Source organism: Aequorivita antarctica (assembly GCF_007997155.1).
Lineage (GTDB): Bacteria > Bacteroidota > Bacteroidia > Flavobacteriales > Flavobacteriaceae > Aequorivita > Aequorivita antarctica.
The window spans coordinates 18,181-38,155 of the sequence record NZ_VORT01000010.1 but is presented as its reverse complement, the minus strand read 5'-3'; the positions used below and the strand labels follow the sequence as shown (position 1 = coordinate 38,155).

At 36.7% G+C, this 19,975-nt stretch carries 20 protein-coding genes; 3 read left to right on the top strand and 17 right to left on the bottom strand.

Translation table 11 applies throughout. The features are described from left to right. Positions 1-124: 124 nt before the first annotated feature. The 6 genes from ESU54_RS13505 to ESU54_RS13480 all read right to left on the bottom strand — a co-directional run bounded on the left by ESU54_RS13505 (position 125) and on the right by ESU54_RS13480 (position 6,716). Positions 125-1,018 carry a hypothetical protein gene (locus tag ESU54_RS13505; protein WP_111845248.1) on the bottom strand — a complete coding sequence of 298 codons (894 nt, stop codon included), beginning with the start codon at positions 1,016-1,018 and terminating at the stop codon, positions 125-127. A gap of 139 nt (positions 1,019-1,157) precedes the next feature. Continuing rightward, positions 1,158-1,646, bottom strand: coding sequence for a DinB family protein (locus tag ESU54_RS13500; protein ID WP_111845249.1), 489 nt, complete (start codon positions 1,644-1,646; stop codon positions 1,158-1,160). A 66-nt stretch (positions 1,647-1,712) separates the two neighbouring features. After that, the gene (locus ESU54_RS13495; RefSeq protein ID WP_111845250.1) at positions 1,713-2,906 is read right to left on the bottom strand and encodes a porin family protein; all 1,194 of its coding nucleotides are present in this window, start codon (positions 2,904-2,906) and stop codon (positions 1,713-1,715) included. A gap of 81 nt (positions 2,907-2,987) precedes the next feature. Beyond that, positions 2,988-3,623, bottom strand: a complete 636-nt coding sequence (locus ESU54_RS13490) for a porin family protein (RefSeq protein ID WP_160113296.1) — start codon at positions 3,621-3,623, stop codon at positions 2,988-2,990. A 126-nt stretch (positions 3,624-3,749) separates the two neighbouring features. After that, on the bottom strand, positions 3,750-4,997 hold the full coding sequence (locus tag ESU54_RS13485) for a glycosyltransferase (protein ID WP_111845252.1): 1,248 nt from the start codon (positions 4,995-4,997) through the stop codon (positions 3,750-3,752). A gap of 510 nt (positions 4,998-5,507) precedes the next feature. Continuing rightward, positions 5,508-6,716, bottom strand: a complete 1,209-nt coding sequence (locus ESU54_RS13480) for a Rossmann-fold NAD(P)-binding domain-containing protein (RefSeq protein ID WP_111845253.1) — start codon at positions 6,714-6,716, stop codon at positions 5,508-5,510. A 207-nt stretch (positions 6,717-6,923) separates the two neighbouring features. On the opposite strand from ESU54_RS13480, the gene ESU54_RS13475 reads away from it, so the two are divergent. Further along, positions 6,924-8,951, top strand: a complete 2,028-nt coding sequence (locus ESU54_RS13475; protein ID WP_111845254.1) for a histidine kinase — start codon at positions 6,924-6,926, stop codon at positions 8,949-8,951. Between the two features lie 3 nt (positions 8,952-8,954). Then, positions 8,955-9,713 carry a LytR/AlgR family response regulator transcription factor gene (locus tag ESU54_RS13470; protein WP_111845255.1) on the top strand — a complete coding sequence of 253 codons (759 nt, stop codon included), beginning with the start codon at positions 8,955-8,957 and terminating at the stop codon, positions 9,711-9,713. A gap of 69 nt (positions 9,714-9,782) precedes the next feature. On the opposite strand, the gene rimO is transcribed toward ESU54_RS13470, so the two are convergent. Further along, positions 9,783-11,087, bottom strand: coding sequence for a 30S ribosomal protein S12 methylthiotransferase RimO (gene rimO / locus ESU54_RS13465; RefSeq protein ID WP_111845256.1), 1,305 nt, complete (start codon positions 11,085-11,087; stop codon positions 9,783-9,785). Between the two features lie 152 nt (positions 11,088-11,239). Between rimO and ESU54_RS13460 the strand changes: the two genes are divergently transcribed. Continuing rightward, complete coding sequence (locus ESU54_RS13460) at positions 11,240-13,138, top strand: S9 family peptidase (RefSeq protein ID WP_111845257.1); 1,899 nt, start codon at positions 11,240-11,242, stop codon at positions 13,136-13,138. 103 nt (positions 13,139-13,241) lie between these two features. On the opposite strand, the gene ESU54_RS13455 is transcribed toward ESU54_RS13460, so the two are convergent. From ESU54_RS13455 to ESU54_RS13410, 10 genes are all read right to left on the bottom strand, one after another. After that, on the bottom strand, positions 13,242-13,595 hold the full coding sequence (locus tag ESU54_RS13455; RefSeq protein ID WP_111845258.1) for a hypothetical protein: 354 nt from the start codon (positions 13,593-13,595) through the stop codon (positions 13,242-13,244). After that, complete coding sequence (gene ftsY / locus ESU54_RS13450; protein WP_111845259.1) at positions 13,596-14,549, bottom strand: signal recognition particle-docking protein FtsY; 954 nt, start codon at positions 14,547-14,549, stop codon at positions 13,596-13,598. Positions 14,550-14,730: 181 nt separating this feature from the next. Further along, on the bottom strand, positions 14,731-14,883 hold the full coding sequence (locus tag ESU54_RS13445; RefSeq protein ID WP_111845260.1) for a DUF4295 domain-containing protein: 153 nt from the start codon (positions 14,881-14,883) through the stop codon (positions 14,731-14,733). Between the two features lie 8 nt (positions 14,884-14,891). Further along, on the bottom strand, positions 14,892-15,074 hold the full coding sequence (gene rpmG, locus ESU54_RS13440) for a 50S ribosomal protein L33 (protein ID WP_014782808.1): 183 nt from the start codon (positions 15,072-15,074) through the stop codon (positions 14,892-14,894). Positions 15,075-15,101: 27 nt separating this feature from the next. After that, complete coding sequence (gene rpmB / locus ESU54_RS13435; protein WP_111845261.1) at positions 15,102-15,341, bottom strand: 50S ribosomal protein L28; 240 nt, start codon at positions 15,339-15,341, stop codon at positions 15,102-15,104. Between the two features lie 77 nt (positions 15,342-15,418). Further along, positions 15,419-16,666 (bottom strand): competence/damage-inducible protein A, encoded by a 1,248-nt coding sequence (locus tag ESU54_RS13430; protein WP_111845262.1) that lies wholly within the window; start codon positions 16,664-16,666, stop codon positions 15,419-15,421. Position 16,667: 1 nt separating this feature from the next. Then, positions 16,668-17,009: an Hpt domain-containing protein gene (locus tag ESU54_RS13425; protein WP_111845263.1), complete on the bottom strand. Its 342-nt coding sequence runs from the start codon at positions 17,007-17,009 to the stop codon at positions 16,668-16,670. 1 nt (position 17,010) lies between these two features. Further along, positions 17,011-17,622, bottom strand: a complete 612-nt coding sequence (locus ESU54_RS13420; RefSeq protein ID WP_111845264.1) for a fumarylacetoacetate hydrolase family protein — start codon at positions 17,620-17,622, stop codon at positions 17,011-17,013. A gap of 7 nt (positions 17,623-17,629) precedes the next feature. Further along, on the bottom strand, positions 17,630-18,403 hold the full coding sequence (locus ESU54_RS13415) for a 3'-5' exonuclease (RefSeq protein ID WP_111845265.1): 774 nt from the start codon (positions 18,401-18,403) through the stop codon (positions 17,630-17,632). A 113-nt stretch (positions 18,404-18,516) separates the two neighbouring features. Next, on the bottom strand, positions 18,517-19,881 hold the full coding sequence (locus ESU54_RS13410; protein WP_111845266.1) for a dihydrolipoamide acetyltransferase family protein: 1,365 nt from the start codon (positions 19,879-19,881) through the stop codon (positions 18,517-18,519). Between the last annotated feature and the right edge of the window lie 94 nt (positions 19,882-19,975).

Sequence of the window (19,975 nt, the reverse complement as noted above, 5' to 3'; positions counted from 1 at the left end):
AATAGAATTGTTTGGTTTATGCAACCAATTTAACAAACATAACCTTAATAGAAAATCTCGATGATTTTCATAATCGGCCTTGAATAAATAATGTCAAAAAATTAACGAAATAATGTATTATTTTTTATCTCAGTTCTTTCTCATTTTTTCTTCCATTATCATCGAATGAATCAATAACCTCTCTTTCATTTTTTGTTAACGAATCGAGCACTAAACGAGCTATTTCATAAATTCCACAAAAATCTTTTATAAAAAACGATGTAACAAAACCACCTTGCATTATTGCTATATATTCCATTGTAATTTTTTCTTCTAATGTCAGAGTATCATTTTGAATAACACTCCAATATGATGAATGAGTATGTGTTGAGGTAAAAGAGTACCAATCTCTGAATAGAGACTCACTCAAACCTGTATTTATAATCATATCATTAATTGATAATTTCCATTTTTTCTTGTTTTTGTTTTTTAAAGATTCACTAGAAAATTTCCAATTAGCATATTTTATTAACCAGTCTTGTTGGTTGGAATCGAGGTTTTTAAAGAAATCAAAACCACGAATAACAGATATACAATATTCAATATCTTCTTTATTCTTACTTAACCTTTTAGAAACATCAGCATCATTTGGCTTCTCATATCTCTCCATTGATCTCAATCCATCTAATTCCCATAACCTAAAACGGATAATTTTTTCTTCAATATGACATTTGTCGGCAAAGAGATGATAAAAAACTGAATAAGTTTCGAGCTGGATTCTTAACAAGGAGAACATTGATGAGAAATCAACAAACCTTATATCTTCATTTCCTTTTTCAAAATAAATATCGTCTTGAATTATTTGTTGAAAAGTATAAGCTTGGTTTAGGTATTTTCTAGCGATTTTCTCAGAAAATATAAACCATCTTTTATCTTTAATATTTTTTGATTCGACATTGCTAGTAATTCGCTCTAATATTTTTAGAACAAAATTATATCTAATTAAAGCAGATAATATATCTTTTTTTGTTGGATGCATTTATCGGAATTATGCGCTTATATGAAAGCTACATTATTTTCATCACTTCGTTACCACCGTACTAAACTCTTCCAATTTAATGCACAGTTGTTGTTTTCATATTTTAAGCGGGCAATATAACTTTTTCCAAACATCTAAATCAGTTGCTTTCTTGTAGGATCGTTTTAAAACGCTCAATCTGCCTCCTGTGTCGTAAAATGTGCACGATGGCGTGTTCCATTAATTGTTCAATGTCGTACTCTTGCTGCCAGCTGGTGTGCATTTTTTTATCGCTTTCAAATACTTCTAGTTCAACATCAAAGATTTGGGCAAAAGTGTCATCTGTATAGTGCAACACCGCATCCAAATCATTACAATATTCCTGTGAAGTTTCGCGATTGATTCGAAGTGGTCTTTGGGCGCTTGGGTCTTTCAGGTTACGGATATACACACAATAGGAATAGCCCGATGCCACCACGTGGGCAAGAATGGTCTGTATGGATTTGCAGTCTGGATTGTCCGTTAACGGATCTACTATTTTTGATAGGTTATCATTTTGGAGATTGACAATAACGGATTGTAGTTCGTGCACTGCTTTTCGGTACTCGTCTAGTAAAGCGTTAACGACGTTCTGTTTTTTGGGATTCATAATTCCTAGAAATAAATAGCACGAAATTAAATTGTGTTAAGCTTGGGAAAGCTAAGTTTAAATATTTTAAAAAAGTGTGTAACCAAGCAATAAACTGAAGGAGTTGTATTTTGAAGTATAGGCGTTATAATCCGCTAACAGTGTTCTATCTGTTTGGTAACGCACTTCTACACTGTATTTGTTATTATACTTATAGCCCGCTCCTAATGCTAAGCTATTGCCAGATGTTATATCGAGGTCATCGCCATATTCTATTGCGAATTTTGAATCCAAAACTAAATCTATTACAAAAGAGGCATTTGCAAAAAGTTTCGATTTATCGTTCAAAAAGAAATAATGCCTTAAGCCGAAGGGCACTTCAATGGATGAATAGTTTACTTCCACTCCCTGCCCGCCTTCTGTAATTTCTGGGGAAGGCTTGTATGATTGATAGGTTGGTTCCAAAATAAGCGCCCATTTGTTACGCTTGTATGGAATAACATATTCAAACTCTAAACCAAAGTTAAAACTGGTTTTAGTATCAAATGTTGCATTCTTTTTATTGGCAACTGCATTTTTAAAAGAAAAGGAAGCGCTGCGAATACTAGGGCGCACCGTTAAATTGAAATCTCCTTTGGGTTCGGCTAATTCATAATCTGCTATGATAGCATTTCTACATTTGTTGTAGGTTTTAAAATAGCGGACTAATTCTGATTGATCGTACTCAAGTTTATTGGCCATACCAATGTTTATAGTTTCACATTTCAAATTATTGTACAACTGCTGTTTGTACTGTTCATTCTTCCCTATTACAGTAGGGTACGCTTTGTATCGCTTATAAATTAACTGTTCAACAGGAACAGTCTCTGTATTGTAAAAGAACCTCAGAAGGTTATTGTCTTCATACACATAAAGTGTGGCGTCGCCCTCTATAAGAACTTTTAAAAATAGATTTTCCTCTTCTAGTTTTGGGGCTTTAATTGATGTTAGATAATTGTCATCGTCAGTAGATCTATCAATAGCAACCTTGGCACGGATGTATTTGAGCTTGTTTTCAATTCCAAATTCAGAAACGGCATCTATTTTCAATAGTTCGCCTTCAGCCGCATTGCTTTTTTTGAATTCTATTTGGGATGGATTGTTTTTCCAACCCTCATTTTTTATGAATCCCGTGACTGTTTCGCCAGAATTATTGATATAATATGCGGCTTCATAATTAACTTGGGCGGTGCCAAGCGCAAAACAGAACAACAACAGAAAACTTAAAAAAGAATACTTCATAATTTTTATTTAAAATGGTTTGGTTGATTTCAATAGAATTTAAAAACTTCGTTCCAAAAATAGCTTTTTGAAACACCTTTATTACAAACTGTATTCCATGCCAATATTCAACACAGATGAATAGATACCGTAATCCCTCTTTATTAACCCATAGTAGTAACGGGCACTAAGCCCCAGTTTTTCAGTGAACTTGTATCCCGCACCAAACGAAATACCCGCATCAAATGTATCAGGATCAACAGTGTTTGGGGCGTTGAAATTAGGGTCGTCTGTTGGAGATGTAATTATTTTTTCCTTGTTGCTCAATATAAAACCAAACTGTGGGCCAGCTTCTACATAAAAGGTTTCATTGATGTAATATTGCCCCATTATGGGCAGCAATATGGTGGCTTCGTTAATGCTCTTTTTTAAATCACCAACTTTCGGTTCATTGTTGGCTCCATCACGAATCTCAATATCCTTTAACACAAAACGTGCGCCCTGCATAGCAAACAAAAGTTCGGGCTGTACCTTAAATTTTTCAGTGATGCCAATATTCGCGAAACCGCCAACAAAGAAGCCAATTTTTCCTTTATATACATCTATAAAGGCATCTGGGGTTCTGTAGGAAGCGTAATTAACCCCGCCCTTAAAGCCAAAATCAAGATTGCTTTCCTGTGCTTTTACGCCAACGGCACATACTATAAGAGTGAGGAGCAAACATATTTGTTTTTTCATAAGTAATCGTTTTTCTATTTTATGCATGCAAAGTAGTTTTTTCGGGCGAATGGAAAAAATATATTTGAGATATGTTGTTCCGCTCCCAACCTCAACTCATTGCTCTTTATAAAAATGAATTTGCAATCACCTATTTTTTGTTTCAATCCACTTGCTTAAATACTTGGTGCTTTGCAAAGTGTGGTGTTGTAGGATTTGCCCAAGAAAGTTTTCTTGGCGGTGCTTTTCCAGATTTGTGGAAATTGTGTGGATGTGTTTTTTAAAAGCTTCGGAAAACAGCCTTTTCTGAAAGCGTTTTTCAATGATGCTGAAACCGTTTTGTTGTGCCTTATTCCAAAGGTTTTCTTCAGAATATAACTGGATGGCGGCAGTGATAAATTCCTCTTTTAAAATAGTAATTGTTCCGCCAAAAGGAAGTTTTCCGCACATTCCCTCTGCGCCAACCTCGGTAGTTACCGTTGGTAATCCGTAACGCATTGCGTCCAAAAGTTTTCCTTTTAAGCCTGCGCCAAAGCGAAGTGGGGCAAGTTGCACGCGGTAGTTTTTCATTACTGCTTCCACATTTTCTACCCAGCCTTTTACGATGAAACCTTGTTTTTTATTATTTAGCTGAAGTATTTGCTGTGGTGCATATGCTCCATAAATGTGTAATTCTGCGTCGGGGAGATTTCTTTTTATTTCGGGCCAAATTTCCTTTAACTGCAAAACCGAATCTACATTAGGTGCGTGCAGCAAATTACCGATGGCCATAAAATGCTTTCGTTGCTTAAACAAAAATGTATTTTCAGAAAAACTTTCTACCAAAAAGGGCAAATAATAAAGTAGCTCCGTCCGCGTGTCGTCTTTAGCTTTAGCGGAGGCACAAGAAATCTTGAAGGTATTTTGAAGCAGTTCCATTTCATATTCCGAAATGATAAGCGAAACGTCACAGCGCAATATACTTGCCAGTTCACGTTTTGTGGTTTCTGAGAATAGGTTTGCCTCAGAAATGGGTTTGCTATTTTTTATAGCTTCTTCCCTAGCCTTTCTCAAAAAATGAAGGTCTTCGGTATCGAGAATTTTTAATGCCTCCTGACAGATTTCATTAACGCGCCAACCGAATTGTTCTTCTGTTATGTAACGGTCAAAAATTACGATTTGGGGATTCAATTCCTTTATGAATTCGTCAAAGGAAGTATCATTAAGCAGAATATTCTTAATTGAAATATACTGGGCTTCCAGATTAGCAGTTCGCTCAGAAATAGAAGCTGTACTGGCAAAAGTGATTTGATAATTTTCTTCAGTAAACAATTCAAGCAACTGCATCATCCTACTTCCCGCTGCAGTAGTAGTAGGTTCGGGGAAGGTGTGGCCAAGGATTAAAAGTTGTTTCAAGTTTCAGGTTTAAGGTAGTGCGCCGTTAAGCTTCTCTGTTAATCGAAATGGTAATCATCCAAAAATAGTACACATTAGATTAAAATAAAAAAAGGACGAGAGCACCCCAAACAGCACTACAGAGCTGACTATCAAGATTATAATGACAACTATTTTTTGTGAGGAACGATAGTTGATATAATTAAGAATTATTTGAAGCCCCAAGGCTATGGCCTGAACAATCATCAGGTTGTCTGCACAAAAAGTACTGTCTACTCGGTAATAAAGAAAATAACTAAGCAACATTATTAATATTGAAAGTATCGTAAAAATGAAGACGACTGTCTTGGGAAAACGAAATCTGTGAGAGTTTGCCATGGCGCGCAGGTTTGTTTCAAAGATAAGGATTCAAGAGATAATTTGATTACAGTAATTCCTTTCACAAAAAAACCTTCCCTCAAATATAATTTTGCGGGAAGGTTTAAACAAAGTTTGGCTAATTAGTTTAGGGAGATAGCCTCCCTATTTATGTTAATATTCAAAAAATTCTGTGCAGGGAGCATTACTAAATATAAGATTTGAAGAGGAGTAATTTGGATTGACGGTTTGTCCTCCTGCCAATCTACCGTAAACGCCACAGGAAGCTAAATCTTTTAACTCCGTATCGTGAATGTATAATTTTGTGTTTACCCAAAGACTTACGGCCCCTCTATTGTTACCGGGGTCTTCTCCAGCATTACTGATTTGTGCAAAACCAATTTCGTTCATAGGGTTTGTTCCATCCATCTTGATACCATTCCATGCACCCGCTACTGGGTTAACACCTCTTATTATTATAGGCGATGCAGCTGTTCCCACCATTTTTAAACCACCAGTATCGCGAATATTAAAACTTGTTCCAGCAGCCATTTCTATGATTACACCAGGTTCAATTGTTAATTCACCTCTAGCGTTTACTTGAGCTCCGTATAGAGTTGTAACACGGTAGGGTACATTTATATTTTTCCAAACACTTGGGGTTTGAAATTCTGCTGAATAGTTGTAAAGCAGCACTCTATCTAAATCATTGCCAGCATAGTTATCTGTGGCAGAGGTTTGCGTTGCGTAAACAGTATTTATAAGCAACGGATGGGCATTGCCTGTAAAATTATTGTTTTGCAAAGTAATATTTGCATTTGAATAAACAGCGTTAAGTCCAGATGTTTCACTCTGGATAATATTGCAATTTTTCAAGCTTAGGGCAGCGCCTGCATAAACAATAATATTTCCACGGTCGCCATTGCTGTTGAATGCTTGGCCACCGCCATAACTAACTGTTACGTGCTCCATAATATTCGACGCATTACCGCTATCAATATAAAGACCGCGCCAAGAACCTCTTGTGGCCTGAGTTCCAGTAAAAACAATAGGCTTATCTGCTGTTCCTACCGCGTGAATGGAAGATACGGTTTCAAAGAAGTTAAGTCCAGAATCTGGAGTAAAAGCAATAACCACACCTGGTTCTATTATCAGATTAGCTCTTACTTGGGCATTACAACTCACTATGTAATCCACTGGCGCGGCTGGGTTGTCTACTAAGGTTCTATTTTCCAGAAAGTAATCACAGTCTAGTTGAATAGGTTCGACACTTACTGGTGTTTCAACAGCGTCATCGCTAGAGCAGGAAACTGCTATCAAGGAAAGTGCAGACAACATAATAAGAGTTGTACTTTTAAAAAGGTTTTTCAATAACTTTTTCATAATTAAAATAGTTTAGATTTTACGTATTGTAGAATTTGTAGGGCAAACCTAAAGATTGCTTATGCCTTGTAAAATGGGCAGCGAGAATTTGGATAGTGTAAATTAGAATTCGGCAGAAAGAGAAAAAAATACCAAATACTCATTAAAAACAACTGAATTCTAAAAAACTTAAAATTATAGATGCTAGAATAGTATTTTAGCTGATTAATGAAAAACTCCTTATTAATAATATTTTGTTTTTTGGCTGGTGTGTGGCAGATTTCCGCACAGATAGTTAGTGATTCCATAATTGGGAATGTGCATCTATTCAATAATCCTGAAGTATATGCAATACGTACAAACCTTGAAACCACTTTTGAAGAAGTACAAAAAGAAAGTGTTTGGAAAAAATATGACTCCCTTTTTGAAAACGAGCCAGGTTCAGCTATTTGGTTAAAATTTGATGTTGAAAACACTTCAAAAGAATTATTAGAAGCATATTACTTGAGTGCCCATGACTACACTGACATTTATCAATTTATTGATAGTGACGTTAAAATGTTCAAAAATGGAAGCCTTGTTCCTTTATACAATCGCACCAATAAAAATGAATTTTATTTCACGGAACTCAAAATACCTTCGTTTGAGAAATCTCTTTTTTACGTAAGGCTTAGTAGTATCAAAAAGAAAAAAGACTTTTCACATACCATGCTCTATTCAAAAGAAGAGTACTTGCTACAAACATATATACAATCAAAATATGAGGCCAAGCCAGTAGCATTTATTTTCTTCTATATTGTTTCACTTTTAACCGTTTTCGTTTTCGGGTTAGTTTTTTGGATGCGGCTTCGCCAAAAATTGTACCTCTATTATTTGGGATATTTATTTTTTCAAATAATTTATGCTTTTACAGTAGTACGAACCTCTTCAGCAACAGTGGGTAATTTTTTCTTGAATTTTCCGATAATTGCTACAAAATTTACAGAGTCCTCCCAATTCTTGTTCATTGGTTTTTATATATTTTTTATTCTGAATTTGCTGGAAATTAAAAAATATGATCAAAGGCTTTCTAAGATTCTCATCTATTTTGGAAGGTTTTGCTTTCTGTATGCCATTGCCATTTTTATATATAATATTTTTTGGGAGTACCTTACTGTTGGGGACTTCATATTTTCAACTGTAAGATTTATAGTGTTACCACTAAATTTTGTGCTAATATTTTGGATAGTATATAAAGTAAAACATCCGCTTCTGAAGTATTTTATTGTAGGCCAAACGTTTTTTTTTATAGGTGCCATCTTGGCCTTTTATTTAGCTTATAGTTTTAATCCTACGCATCCAGAGAGTATTTTTTCTTTTCCATATTCATCCAACATTGTTTTTCAGGTCGGTTTACTTGCGGAGGTCTTCTGTTTTTCAATTGCTATTGGAGAAAACATTTTTCTCCTTCAAAAGGAAAAAGAAACAGCGAGTCAAAATCTTATTGAGCAATTGAAAAAAAACCAGCTCATGCAAGAGAACATGCGAATTGAACTAGATAAAAAAATAAATGAAAAAACTGAAGAACTTATTCAGCTTTATTCCAAAATAGAAAAACAAAAGGAGGAACAGATAAAAAATTCATTCACCCAAAAGCTGCAGGAAATGGAAATGCTTGCCCTGCGTTCACAGATGAATCCACATTTCCTTTTCAATAGTCTTAACTCTATAAAACATTTAATAATGACCTCTCGTAACGACGATGCAGTGAAATATCTTGACGATTTTTCAACACTGCTTCGCGGCATACTGCAGAATAGTAATCGGGAAATTATTACTGTAGAGGAAGAACTGGAAATTCTGGAACTTTATCTCTCTTTAGAAAAAAATAGAATGGGCAACAACTTTAATTATAGTATCCAAGTTTCTTCACGAGAAGAGCTATCTCAATTTCAAATTCCCCCGCTCTTATTGCAGCCTTTTGTTGAAAACGCTATTTGGCACGGCTTGAACACAAGCAATAATCCTGAAAAAAATCTGACTATTACATTTGATACGAGCGAATGTTTAAAAATAACAATTGAAGACAACGGCATTGGCAGAAAAGCAAGTAGCGAAAAGAAAAAACTTCATAAATCAATAGGAATGAGCATTACTCAGGAACGGTTGTCTTTATATAATCATTCTAACGACACCTCTATAAGTCTTGCGATTATTGATCTTGAAGCTGAAAATATAGCACTCGGCACAAGAGTAACACTAACCTATTCTTATTGAAATATGACAAAGGTAATAATAATTGACGACGAGGCGCACTGCACCAATGTACTTGCAAATCTTATTGAAAAAGTTCATTCGGACTATGTGATTACTGGCATATCCAAGAATCCATTAGAAGGTTTAGAATTCATACAAAAAAATCCACCCGATTTACTTTTTCTAGATATTGAAATGCCCAATTTAAACGGTTTCGCCTTACTAGATAAACTGTTACCGATAGATTTCGATATAATTTTTACAACAGCCTATGATCGGTATGCCATTCGCGCCTTTAATTATAGTGCCATCAATTATCTTTTGAAGCCAATTACAGAGAGAAACATTGTAACAGCACTCGCTAACTGGGAAAAAAGAAGAAAAAAAACAAGTCCGGAGCAGTGGCAATTATTCCAGAACAATCTTCAAGATTCAATTAAAGAGCGCACAAAAATTGCGCTGCCAACAGGAGTTGGTTATAATATTGTTGAAATTAAAGATATTATTCGTTGCCAGTCTGATAACAATTATACCAACTTCTTCTTAAAGGACGAAAGAAAAATTTTGATCAGCCGAACTTTAAAGGAAATAGAAGATATGTTGACGGATCACAACTTCATAAGGGTTCATCAATCACACCTTATAAATCCCATATTTGTAAAAGGAATTTTAAAACAGGACGGAGGTAGTTTAATTATGGGCGATAACACTGAAATTCCCGTTTCAAGACAAAAACGAAAACAGATCAATGAAATCTTAGAGACCATGCTTCGCTTTAAATAACTATGAATTAACTACCTCAACATACAGAGCAAATGCTTCGGCTTTGCTCTGTGACCAGGCACAGTTTAACTATTTAACAACTTCAGCATAAAGATCGAAATCTTCAGCAGCGGTAATTTTTACATTGAAAAATTCACCTGTACGCAAATAATCATCTTCAGCATTTATCAACACTTCGTTATCTACATCTGGGCTGTCAAACTCTGTTCTTCCCACAAAGTAACCGCCTTCTTTACGGTCAATCACTACTCGGAATTCCTTACCAATTTTCAATTGGTTCAGCTCCCAGGAAATCTGGGATTGTATTTCCATTATTTGGTTAGCGCGGTCCATTTTTACATCTTCCGGCACATCGTCCTCAAGATTATACGCGTGGGTATTTTCTTCGTGACTATATGTAAAGCAACCCAAACGCTCAAAACGCATATCCTTAACCCATTGTTTCAGCGTTTGGAAATCTTCTTCGGATTCGCCTGGATAGCCTACAATTAGTGTTGTTCTAATTGTCATTTCTGGAACTGCAGCTCTAAAATCTTCTAAAAGTTTAGTAGTCTTCGCTTTTGTAGTTCCGCGGCGCATGGATTTCAAAATTGAATCTGAAATATGCTGTAACGGAATATCGATATAGTTACAAATTTTAGGCTCGTTGCGCATCACTTCCAAAACGTCCATAGGGAAACCTGTTGGGAACGCATAATGCAACCGAATCCATTCAATACCCTCAACCTTTGCTAGCTTTTGAAGCAATTCTGCAAGATTTCGTTTTTTATATAAATCTAAACCGTAATACGTTAAATCTTGGGCAATCAATATCAACTCTTTCACTCCTTTCGCAGCAAGCTTTTCGGCTTCAATAACCAAATCTTCCATTGGCGTACTTCTGTGTTTTCCTCGCATAATTGGGATTGCACAGAATGAACAAGGACGGTCACAACCTTCGGCTATTTTAAAGTATGCGTAGTTTTTTGGAGTTGTAGTTATTCGTTCACCAATAAGTTCATGTTTGTAATCCGCGCCCAAAGCTTTAAGCAAACCAGGAAGTTCCGTAGTGCCAAAATACTCATCTACATTCGGGATTTCCTTTTGAAGATCTGGTTTGTACCTTTCTGAAAGACAACCTGTAACAAAAACCTTATCCACCAAACCCTCTTCCTTTTTTTGAACGTATTCAAGAATGGTGTTGATGCTCTCTTCCTTTGCATTTGCAATAAAACCACAGGTATTTATAACCACGATATTGCCTTCCTCTTCGTGCACCACTTCTTTGTTGCTGGCGCGCAGTTGGCCCATAAGCACTTCGCTGTCATATACATTCTTGGAACAACCAAGGGTTACAACGTTTATCTTGTTCTTCTTTAAGGTTTTGGTACGCATATAAATTTTTATTATCGGGGTGCAAAGATACCACGAATTAAATGAAACAAATCATAAAATTCACCACTCAATAGTGAGTACTGAATACTAGAATTCTGCCAACTTTTTTTAAGTAACTTTGCACTTCTTAAAAATTCAATAATTTTATACAGATGAAAAAAATAACATTCCTGCTGGCCTTTCTTTGCGCTGGCTTTTTGTTCGCTCAAAAAACAATGACTCCTGAGCTTTTATGGCAGGTTAAAAAAGTAAGCCCAATGGGAATTTCCAACGACGGAAAAGACCTTTTTTATAAGGTTTCAACCCCAAACATGGAAGAAAACAATTTTGATTCCAAGTATTACAAAATGCCTATAACAGGTGGGAATTTTAGGGAAATTTCCAAAGACGAAGCAAAAGTGACAGATAAAAATCTTTCTTCAAACGGGCAGTATCTTTTGATGAACAAAGCCGTTCAGGTGAAAGATGTTGCTGGAAAAGATATTTACAGCGATCTTCCAAAAAGCGATGCTTACGTTTATACCTCTTTAGATTATCGCCATTGGGACACATGGAACGATGGTAGCTACAATCACGTTTTTTACAAAGATGTAAAAACCGGAGTTGAGACTGACATTACACCGCAACAACCTTATTATACCCCGCAAGCTCCTTTTGGCGGCGATGAAGATTATATATGGGATCCTAAAGGTGAAAACATCTATTACGTAAGCAAGAAATTGGCGGGCACAGAATATGCTGTTAGTACTAATACAGATATTTACAAATTCAATTTAGCCGATAAAAAAACTGAAAATATTACTGAAGAAAACAAAGGATATGACACTCAGCCAGCGTTTTCAAAAGAAGGCTCATTGGCATGGCTACAAATGGTCACAGAGGGTTATGAAGCCGATAAAAATGACATAGTTGTTCTGCAAGATGGCGTGAAACAAAACCTTACTTCACAATGGGACGGAACGGTAAATGGTTTTATTTGGGGAAGCAATAGCAAAGACATTTATTTCACAGCACCGGTTGATGGAACCATTCAGATTTTTAAAGTGGACCATCCGGGAAGAACACGAAAGATGCCCGTTGTGAAGCAACTTTCAAAAGGACAATTTGATGTTACTGGCATCGTTGCCGAAAACAATGGTCAGTTGATCGTTACCCGAACCGATATGAACCACGCTTCAGAAATTTTCTCTTTTGATTTGAAGAGCAAAACTTTTAGGCAACTCACCCAAGTAAATAACGAATTCTACGGAAAGTTGGATCTGCCAACAGTTGAAAAAAGAATGGTTACCACCAAAGACGGCAAGCAGATGTTGGTTTGGGTAATACTTCCTCCCAATTTTGACAAAAATAAAAAATACCCAACCTTACTTTATGCTCAAGGCGGACCACAATCTGCTTTGTCACAATTCTATTCCACCAGATGGAATTTCCAATTGATGGCTTCACAAGGTTATATTATTGTAGCACCAAACCGTCGCGGAATGCCAGGCCACGGTGTGGAGTGGAATGAAGCAATTAGTGGAGATTGGGGTGGTGGTGCAATGCAAGACTATCTTGACGCTATTGACGATGTTTCTAAAGAACCTTATGTAGATAAAACCCGTCTGGGTGCTATTGGGGCAAGTTTCGGAGGTTATTCTGTATTTTGGTTAGCAGGAAATCACGATGGGCGTTTCAAAACCTTTATTGCCCATGATGGCGTTTTTGACACCCGCTCTATGTATGGAACCACTGAGGAACTTTTCTTCGTAAACTACGATTTTGGTGGGGCTTACTGGGAAAAAGACAATGCAAAAGCACAGAAAGCATTTAATGAATTCAATCCAATTAGTTACGTTGATAAATGGAACACTCCAATTATGATCATTCAGGGAGGAAAAGACTACCGCGTACCGATTGAACAAGGCTTGGAGGCTTTTCAGGCAGCTCAGTTAAAAGGGATAAAAAGTAAACTTCTCTATCTTCCAGAAGAAAATCACTGGGTACTTCAACCTCAAAATGCACTGGTTTGGCAACGGGAATTTTTCAGTTGGTTAAAAGAAACATTGTAAGAGAAGATAGAAAAAAGAGCAAAGAATAAAGACGTGAGTGTCTAATTCTAGCCATAAATCCACAAATAAACTTTAAAGTTATTTTTGGGTTTGTGGCTTTTTTTTATCCCCCATAAGGATTAAAACTATTAAAAAACTCAAAGAGGCTATTCTGAGAAATATGCAATAAGAGAATTAAAATGCCATAAAACACAGCATATCCTTTTGTTACATATTTCTTTTTAATGAAATAGATTCCCAAAAAGAGCAAACCAAAAAGAAAAGGAATAATAGATAAGTAAGGAAAAGCGATGTATTTGTATAAATCCAAAGGCATTAATGGATTTGGAACTGGCTTTATAAAGTACTCAATGATTTTAAAAGAATGGTACCCGGTTAGTATTCCTATGTAGCCAACCAAAGCCCACAAAACATACATAAATAGTTTGTTTTTTTTCTGTGGTTCTTTTTCTTCCATCTATTTAAAAAATGAATCTACAAACTCAAATTTGTTGAATACCTGCAGGTCTTCCATCCCTTCGCCTACGCCAATATATTTCACAGGAATTTGAAATTGATCGCTAATACCAATTACTACACCACCCTTTGCAGTTCCATCGAGCTTTGTAACGGCAAGTGAAGTTACCTCAGTTGCTGCAGTAAATTGTTTCGCTTGTTCAAAAGCATTTTGGCCAGTGGAACCATCCAATACCAAAAGCACATCGTGTGGCGCATCTGGAACTACCTTTTGCATAACGCGCTTCACCTTTGTGAGTTCGTTCATTAAATTCACTTTATTGTGAAGTCGTCCCGCTGTATCGATGATAACCACATCGGCATTTTGGTTTACTGCGCTTTGCAGCGTATCAAACGCAACGCTGGCAGGATCACTGCCCATACTTTGTTTTACGATGGTAACATCGGCCCGATCTGCCCAAATCTGTAATTGATCAATTGCCGCTGCACGGAAAGTATCCGCTGCACCCAAAACAACTTTCTTTCCAGCTTTTTTAAACTGATATGCAAGTTTTCCGATTGTTGTTGTCTTTCCAACACCATTCACACCTACGACCATGATAACATATGGCTTCTTGTTTTCGGGAACTTCAAACTCTATGGCATTTCCAGAATCAATCTCACTTAAAAGTCCGGCAATTTCTTCGCGAAGAATTTGGTTGAGCTCATCGGTTCCCAAATATTTATCCTTAGAAACACGGGCTTCAATTCTATCAATTATTTTCAGCGTAGTATTTACACCAACGTCGCTGGAAACAAGCACTTCTTCCAGATTGTCCAAAACATCGTCATCCACTTTGCTTTTCCCGGCAACAGCTTTGCTCAGCTTATCAAAAAAGGAAGTTTTCGTTTTTTCAAGTCCTTTATCGAGCGTTTCTTTTTTCTCTTTGGAAAATATTTTTTTAAATAGACTCATCGTTCGTTGTCAGTTATCGGTTGTTCAGCTTTGATAAAGTTTAATCTATACCGCTCCTTTCCCTTTTTCAGGAAAGGTGGATTTCAAATTGCCCTAAGGCGATTTGAAAGACGGAAGGGGTACAAAAATACGAAAAGCCACCTTCGTAAAAAAGTGGCTTTATCTCAATATTTTAAGCTGGTTATTTTTTGTTCAACCAGTCATTTACAAATTCTGGAGCCATGATAGACTCAGTAAATGTATAAGCTCCTGTCTTTTCCGACTTAACCATTTTTATTGCTTTGGTTAAACGTTTTGAACCTGTTTGTAACGATGCTACTGATTTCTTTGCCATGACTTATATTATTTAATCTCTTTATGAACGGTCATTTTCTTAAGGATAGGGTTGAACTTCTTCAACTCCATTCTGTCCGGTGTGTTCTTTTTGTTTTTGGTAGTGATGTAGCGGGAAGTTCCAGCTTGACCAGACTCCTTGTGCTCTGTGCACTCCAAAATTACTTGTACTCTATTTCCTTTTTTAGCCATTGTAATAGACTTTATTGATTATTGCAATTATTTAGTTAAAAAGCCTTTTTCGCGAGCTTCTTTCATAACCGCAGAAATACCTTTTTTATTGATGTTTTTAATTGCTGAAGCTGAAACACGAAGGGTTACCCACTTATCTTCTTCAGGAATGTAAAAACGCTTTTTAAGCAAATTTACATCAAACTTACGTTTGGTTTTGTTCATCGCGTGCGATACGTTGTTTCCAACCATCGCTTTCTTTCCGGTAAGTTCACAAACTCTTGACATTTCCTTTACTTTATTAGTTATTTTTTAAACAGGGTGCAAATTTAAGTAATTCTTTTGTGATGTACAACAAAAGAAAATCAGTTTTTTGAAATTTCTTTCAGAAACATTTCAAAGACTTTATTTATGGTTTTTTCAATCACCCTATAACGGTCATTTCCAAAGTTGAATTTTTCTGAAACAACACCTGTCGGCGAAGCAATAGCAATACATACCGTACCTACCTCATCTACGCCATCGCCTTTAGTGGGTCCTGCAATTCCAGTGGTGGCGATGGCATAATCGGTACTGAAAAGCTTGCAACAATTAATCGCCATACTTTCAGCAACTTGAATACTCACCACAGAAAACTCTTCTATTAAAGAAGCAGGAACGCCAAGAATTTTAGTTTTTAGTTCGGTTTTATAGGGTATAATGCTTCCTATAAAAAAAGAAGAAGCACCAGCCTCGGCCGTAATTTGTTGTACAATTGCACCTCCTGTGCAACTCTCAGCCAGACTCAAGGTTTGTTTCTTTTGATTTAGAATATGTGCAATCCTATCTATAATGCTTGTTTCGTCTTCATACCCAATAGCAATATCCGAAAGTATTTCACTTAAAACTTCCATCCGCGAATCAATACTTTCCATTAAAACGCTTTCGTCATTGCTGCTGGAAGACAATCTTAAACGTACTTTTCCCAAAGAAGGCAGATAAGCGAGTTTTATATTTTCAGGTAAACCGTTTTCCCAATCGGCAATTCTTTCGGCAATGGCGCTTTCTCCAAGTCCATACGTCAAAAGTGTTTTGTGGTAAATATGGGGGCGATTGAATCTCATTATAATCCTGGGCAAAACCTCATCCTGCAGCAGATGCTTCATTTCATAAGGCACGCCAGGCAAGGATACAAATACAACATCATCTCTTTCCATCCACATTCCGGGAGCGGTGCCGTAAAGATTCATTAAAATAGTTGCTTTGGAAGGAACCATCGCTTGCTGAAAATTGGCAGGCAGCGGTTTATTTAGTTGGTGTTTTTTGAAAAGCTGCTTAACGTTTTCAATAACGCTTTGGTCTTCAATTAGGGTATCATTAAAAAAATCGCAAAAGGTTTGCTTTGTAATATCGTCTTTTGTAGGGCCCAAGCCACCAGTAACAATAACAAGATCAGCATGTTTTTTGGCATCTTCAAAAGCCTGCAAAATATGGTGCTGATCGTCTTGAACCGAGGTGATTTGATATACCTTCACCCCTATCCTGTTCAGCTCTTTTGAAATATAGGCTGAATTAGTATCAATAATTTGGCCTATGAGAATCTCATCGCCTATGGTAATTATTTCTGCAAGCATTTTATAATTGGAAATCTTCTCTCAAATCATCAAAAACGAGGTTCAATGTAGTAGTTACGTTTTTAAGATGCGGAAGAACTGTAGCTTTATTTTTAGAAGTTTTAGACCAAGCCTCAATGCTGGTTATGTCTTTAAGAGCATCAATGCCGAACATTTCAATGTTCGGTTTCATTTTGTGGGCAAATTGGTATGCCAATTCGCGGTTTTCGTTTTCGATGGCCTCTTCCATGGAATGCAGATCCGGTGGAATCTCCTCTAAAAAGGTTTGAGCCAATATCTTTAAAAAATCTTGGTCGCCATCGGCGATCTCGGCAAGATTTTCTTTTGCATAATACTTTATCATTCTACTTTACTTTTATGGAAAACATCTCTGTTTCACCAATAAATCCCGTCAACATATCATTGGCTTTAACGCTGCCAACACCCGCAGGAGTTCCTGTAAAGATAATGTCCCCAATTTTCAGCGTAAAATATTTTGAAATATATTCGATTAACGCATCGATTTTCCATATCATCAGCATAGAATTGCCTTTTTGAACTACATTTCCGTTCCTTTTTAAGCTGAAATCTATATTATTTATATCTTCAAATTGTTCTTTTTTTAAGAAATTTCCCACAACCGCAGCGCCGTCAAATGATTTTGCCTTCTCCCACGGAAGACCTTTTTCCTTCAATTCCGTTTGTAAATCCCTAGCAGTGAAGTCTATCCCCAATCCAATTTCGTCATAATATTTATGAGCAAATTTTTGATCGATGTGCTTCCCAATTTTATTAATTCGAACTAACAATTCAACCTCGTGATGTACATCATTTGAAAACTCTGGAATAAAAAATGGCTGTTTCTTTAATAATATAGCCGTGTCGGGTTTTAAGAAGATAACAGGTTCAGTTGGAGTGGCACTTTTAAGTTCACTGATATGGTCGGCATAATTTCGGCCAATACAAATTATTTTCATCTTGTAATTAAAGTTTTGTATTCAACTTTTGAAGTCTGATACGGGTCAATACTTTTTTGGTATAAAGTGGAAAATCAGCATTTAGCAACCATCCAAAATACCCTGAATCCTTCTCCATTATCTCTGTAACCAAACTTCCTTTATATTTTCCGAAGGAAAAAACCTCAACACCATCTTCATTATAACTTATAAAACCTGCGAAATCCGCGTGGTCTCGGTGCGAACTGAAATCTGCCAAAAAGTTTACATCGTTTTCAAGTTCGCTGTATCTGTCCAATTGCGATTTTAAAACTTCATAGGTAGCATTCGTATCAGCTGCTGCACTATGCGCGTCTTTTAAATCCTTATCGCAATAAAATTTATAGGCTGCTTCCAATGTGCGTTTTTCCATTTTGTGAAAAATGGTCTGTACATCGACGGACATTGCTTTTTTCATATCAAAATCAATTTCGGAACGGAGCAATTCCTCTGCGAGTAACGGAATATCAAAACGGTTGGAGTTAAATCCTCCTAAATCACTGTCTTTTATTAAAGCGTACACTTTTGATGCAAGTTCCTTAAAAGTTGGTTCGTTTGCCACCATCTCATCGGTAATTCCGTGTATTGCAGAAGATTCTGCTGGAATTGGCATTTCAGGATTCACCCGCCACGTATGGCTTTCTTTGTTTCCGTTTGGAAATACTTTCAATATTGCTATTTCCACAATTCTATCCGTTGCCACATTGATTCCTGTTGTTTCAAGATCGAAGAAACAGATTGGTTTTTTTAAGTTGAGTTCCATTGTTTTGTTTTGTTAGGCAAAGATACTTTTTATTGAAGTTTTGAAAGAACTTATAAAAAAGAAAAGGGGATTTTGAAAACAAAATCCCCTTTTAACCATAATTATGTTTTAAGTTACATTTCTCTATTAACGTCCCAATCTTCCAAATAATCAGCAACTCGCTTTACGAATTGTCCGCCCAAAGCACCGTTTACAACTCTGTGGTCATAACTGTGTGAAAGGAACATTTTAAAACGGATACCAATGAAATCCCCTTCTGGAGTTTCAATAACCGCAGGCACTTTTCGGATTGCTCCCAAAGCCAGAATCCCAACTTGTGGTTGATTGATTATGGGCGTTCCCATAATGCTTCCAAATGTTCCCACATTGGTAACTGTGTAGGTTCCTCCCTGAATATCATCCGGTTTAAGTTTATTTTCACGAGCACGGCTAGCAAGGTCGTTTACTGCTTTACTCATTCCCAACAAATTCAATCGGTCTGCGTTTTTAATAACCGGTACTATTAAGTTTCCGTCTGGAAGGGCTGCCGCCATTCCTAAGTTTATATTTTTACGCTTTATGATTTTGTCGCCATCAACTGCAATATTCATCATGGGGAAATCTTTTAGCGCTTTCGCCACAGCTTCCATAAATATTGGAGTAAAAGTTAAATTTTCTCCTTCGCGTTTTGCAAAAGCTCCTTTCACTTTATTTCTCCAATTCCAAACGTTGGTAACATCACATTCCACGAAAGATTGAACGTGTGCAGAAGTTTGCGTGCTTTCAACCATGTGATGGGCTATTAGTTTCCCCATTCTTGTCATTTCAATAACCTCATCGTCGCCGCTTACTGAAACTGCAGCTTTGGGTTTTGCAGGTGCTGTAGTTTGTGGCGTTTCTTGGTTTTTAGCCTCAACAACAGTTTGTTGCTGGCTTTGCTCTGGCTGTACATTTGCAGAAGAACGGTTTTCTACATACGCCAAAATATCGTTTTTAGTTACGCGACCATCTTTTCCGCTACCTAAAATTTTATCTAACTCTGCTTGCGAAATACCTTCAGCAGCAGCAATATTTTTTACCAATGGCGAATAAAAAAGATCGCCCGTATTTTCAATCGGTGTTTGAATAGCTTGTTTTGCACTTTCAGCATGTTTTTCTAACTCCTTTCCTGCGTCCTCCTTAGCTTTAGCGGAAGTTAAGGATGCTTCAGGTGAAGGAGCGCTTTCTGCAACAGCTTTTTCAGTTCCGTTGCTACCGCCAGTAATTTCAATTATAGCGATGGTTTGGCCCACTTGAACCACATCATCAACATTGAAAAGTTTTTCAATCAAAACGCCATCTACCTCACTGGGCACTTCGCTGTCAACCTTGTCGGTAGCAATTTCAAGCACAGCTTCATCGGCCTCAATGGTATCGCCCACTTCTTTTAGCCAGTTAGTTAAGGTTGCCTCTGCAACGCTTTCGCCCATTTTGGGTAGTTTCAATTCAAATTTTGCCATAATATTATTTCAATGTCGAATTTAGTAAGCACAAAAGTACTTGTTTTAAAAACCTTGCAAAATTAGTCAAAATTTGTTCGTTTTAGGTTTCAAA

Coding starts and splice junctions, on each gene's coding strand:
- ESU54_RS13500 (WP_111845249.1), bottom strand. CDS start 1,646: ATGAATCCCAAAAAACAGAACGTCGTTAACGCTTTACTAGACGAGTAC.
- ESU54_RS13490 (WP_160113296.1), bottom strand. CDS start 3,623: ATGAAAAAACAAATATGTTTGCTCCTCACTCTTATAGTATGTGCCGTT.
- ESU54_RS13425 (WP_111845263.1), bottom strand. CDS start 17,009: ATGATAAAGTATTATGCAAAAGAAAATCTTGCCGAGATCGCCGATGGC.
- ESU54_RS13475 (WP_111845254.1), top strand. CDS start 6,924: ATGAAAAACTCCTTATTAATAATATTTTGTTTTTTGGCTGGTGTGTGG.
- ESU54_RS13420 (WP_111845264.1), bottom strand. CDS start 17,622: ATGAAAATAATTTGTATTGGCCGAAATTATGCCGACCATATCAGTGAA.
- ESU54_RS13430 (WP_111845262.1), bottom strand. CDS start 16,666: ATGCTTGCAGAAATAATTACCATAGGCGATGAGATTCTCATAGGCCAA.
- ESU54_RS13460 (WP_111845257.1), top strand. CDS start 11,240: ATGAAAAAAATAACATTCCTGCTGGCCTTTCTTTGCGCTGGCTTTTTG.
- rpmG (WP_014782808.1), bottom strand. CDS start 15,074: ATGGCTAAAAAAGGAAATAGAGTACAAGTAATTTTGGAGTGCACAGAG.
- ftsY (WP_111845259.1), bottom strand. CDS start 14,549: ATGAGTCTATTTAAAAAAATATTTTCCAAAGAGAAAAAAGAAACGCTC.
- rimO (WP_111845256.1), bottom strand. CDS start 11,087: ATGCGTACCAAAACCTTAAAGAAGAACAAGATAAACGTTGTAACCCTT.
- ESU54_RS13455 (WP_111845258.1), bottom strand. CDS start 13,595: ATGGAAGAAAAAGAACCACAGAAAAAAAACAAACTATTTATGTATGTT.
- rpmB (WP_111845261.1), bottom strand. CDS start 15,341: ATGTCAAGAGTTTGTGAACTTACCGGAAAGAAAGCGATGGTTGGAAAC.
- ESU54_RS13480 (WP_111845253.1), bottom strand. CDS start 6,716: ATGAAAAAGTTATTGAAAAACCTTTTTAAAAGTACAACTCTTATTATG.
- ESU54_RS13495 (WP_111845250.1), bottom strand. CDS start 2,906: ATGAAGTATTCTTTTTTAAGTTTTCTGTTGTTGTTCTGTTTTGCGCTT.
- ESU54_RS13415 (WP_111845265.1), bottom strand. CDS start 18,403: ATGGAACTCAACTTAAAAAAACCAATCTGTTTCTTCGATCTTGAAACA.
- ESU54_RS13410 (WP_111845266.1), bottom strand. CDS start 19,881: ATGGCAAAATTTGAATTGAAACTACCCAAAATGGGCGAAAGCGTTGCA.
- ESU54_RS13505 (WP_111845248.1), bottom strand. CDS start 1,018: ATGCATCCAACAAAAAAAGATATATTATCTGCTTTAATTAGATATAAT.
- ESU54_RS13470 (WP_111845255.1), top strand. CDS start 8,955: ATGACAAAGGTAATAATAATTGACGACGAGGCGCACTGCACCAATGTA.
- ESU54_RS13445 (WP_111845260.1), bottom strand. CDS start 14,883: ATGGCAAAGAAATCAGTAGCATCGTTACAAACAGGTTCAAAACGTTTA.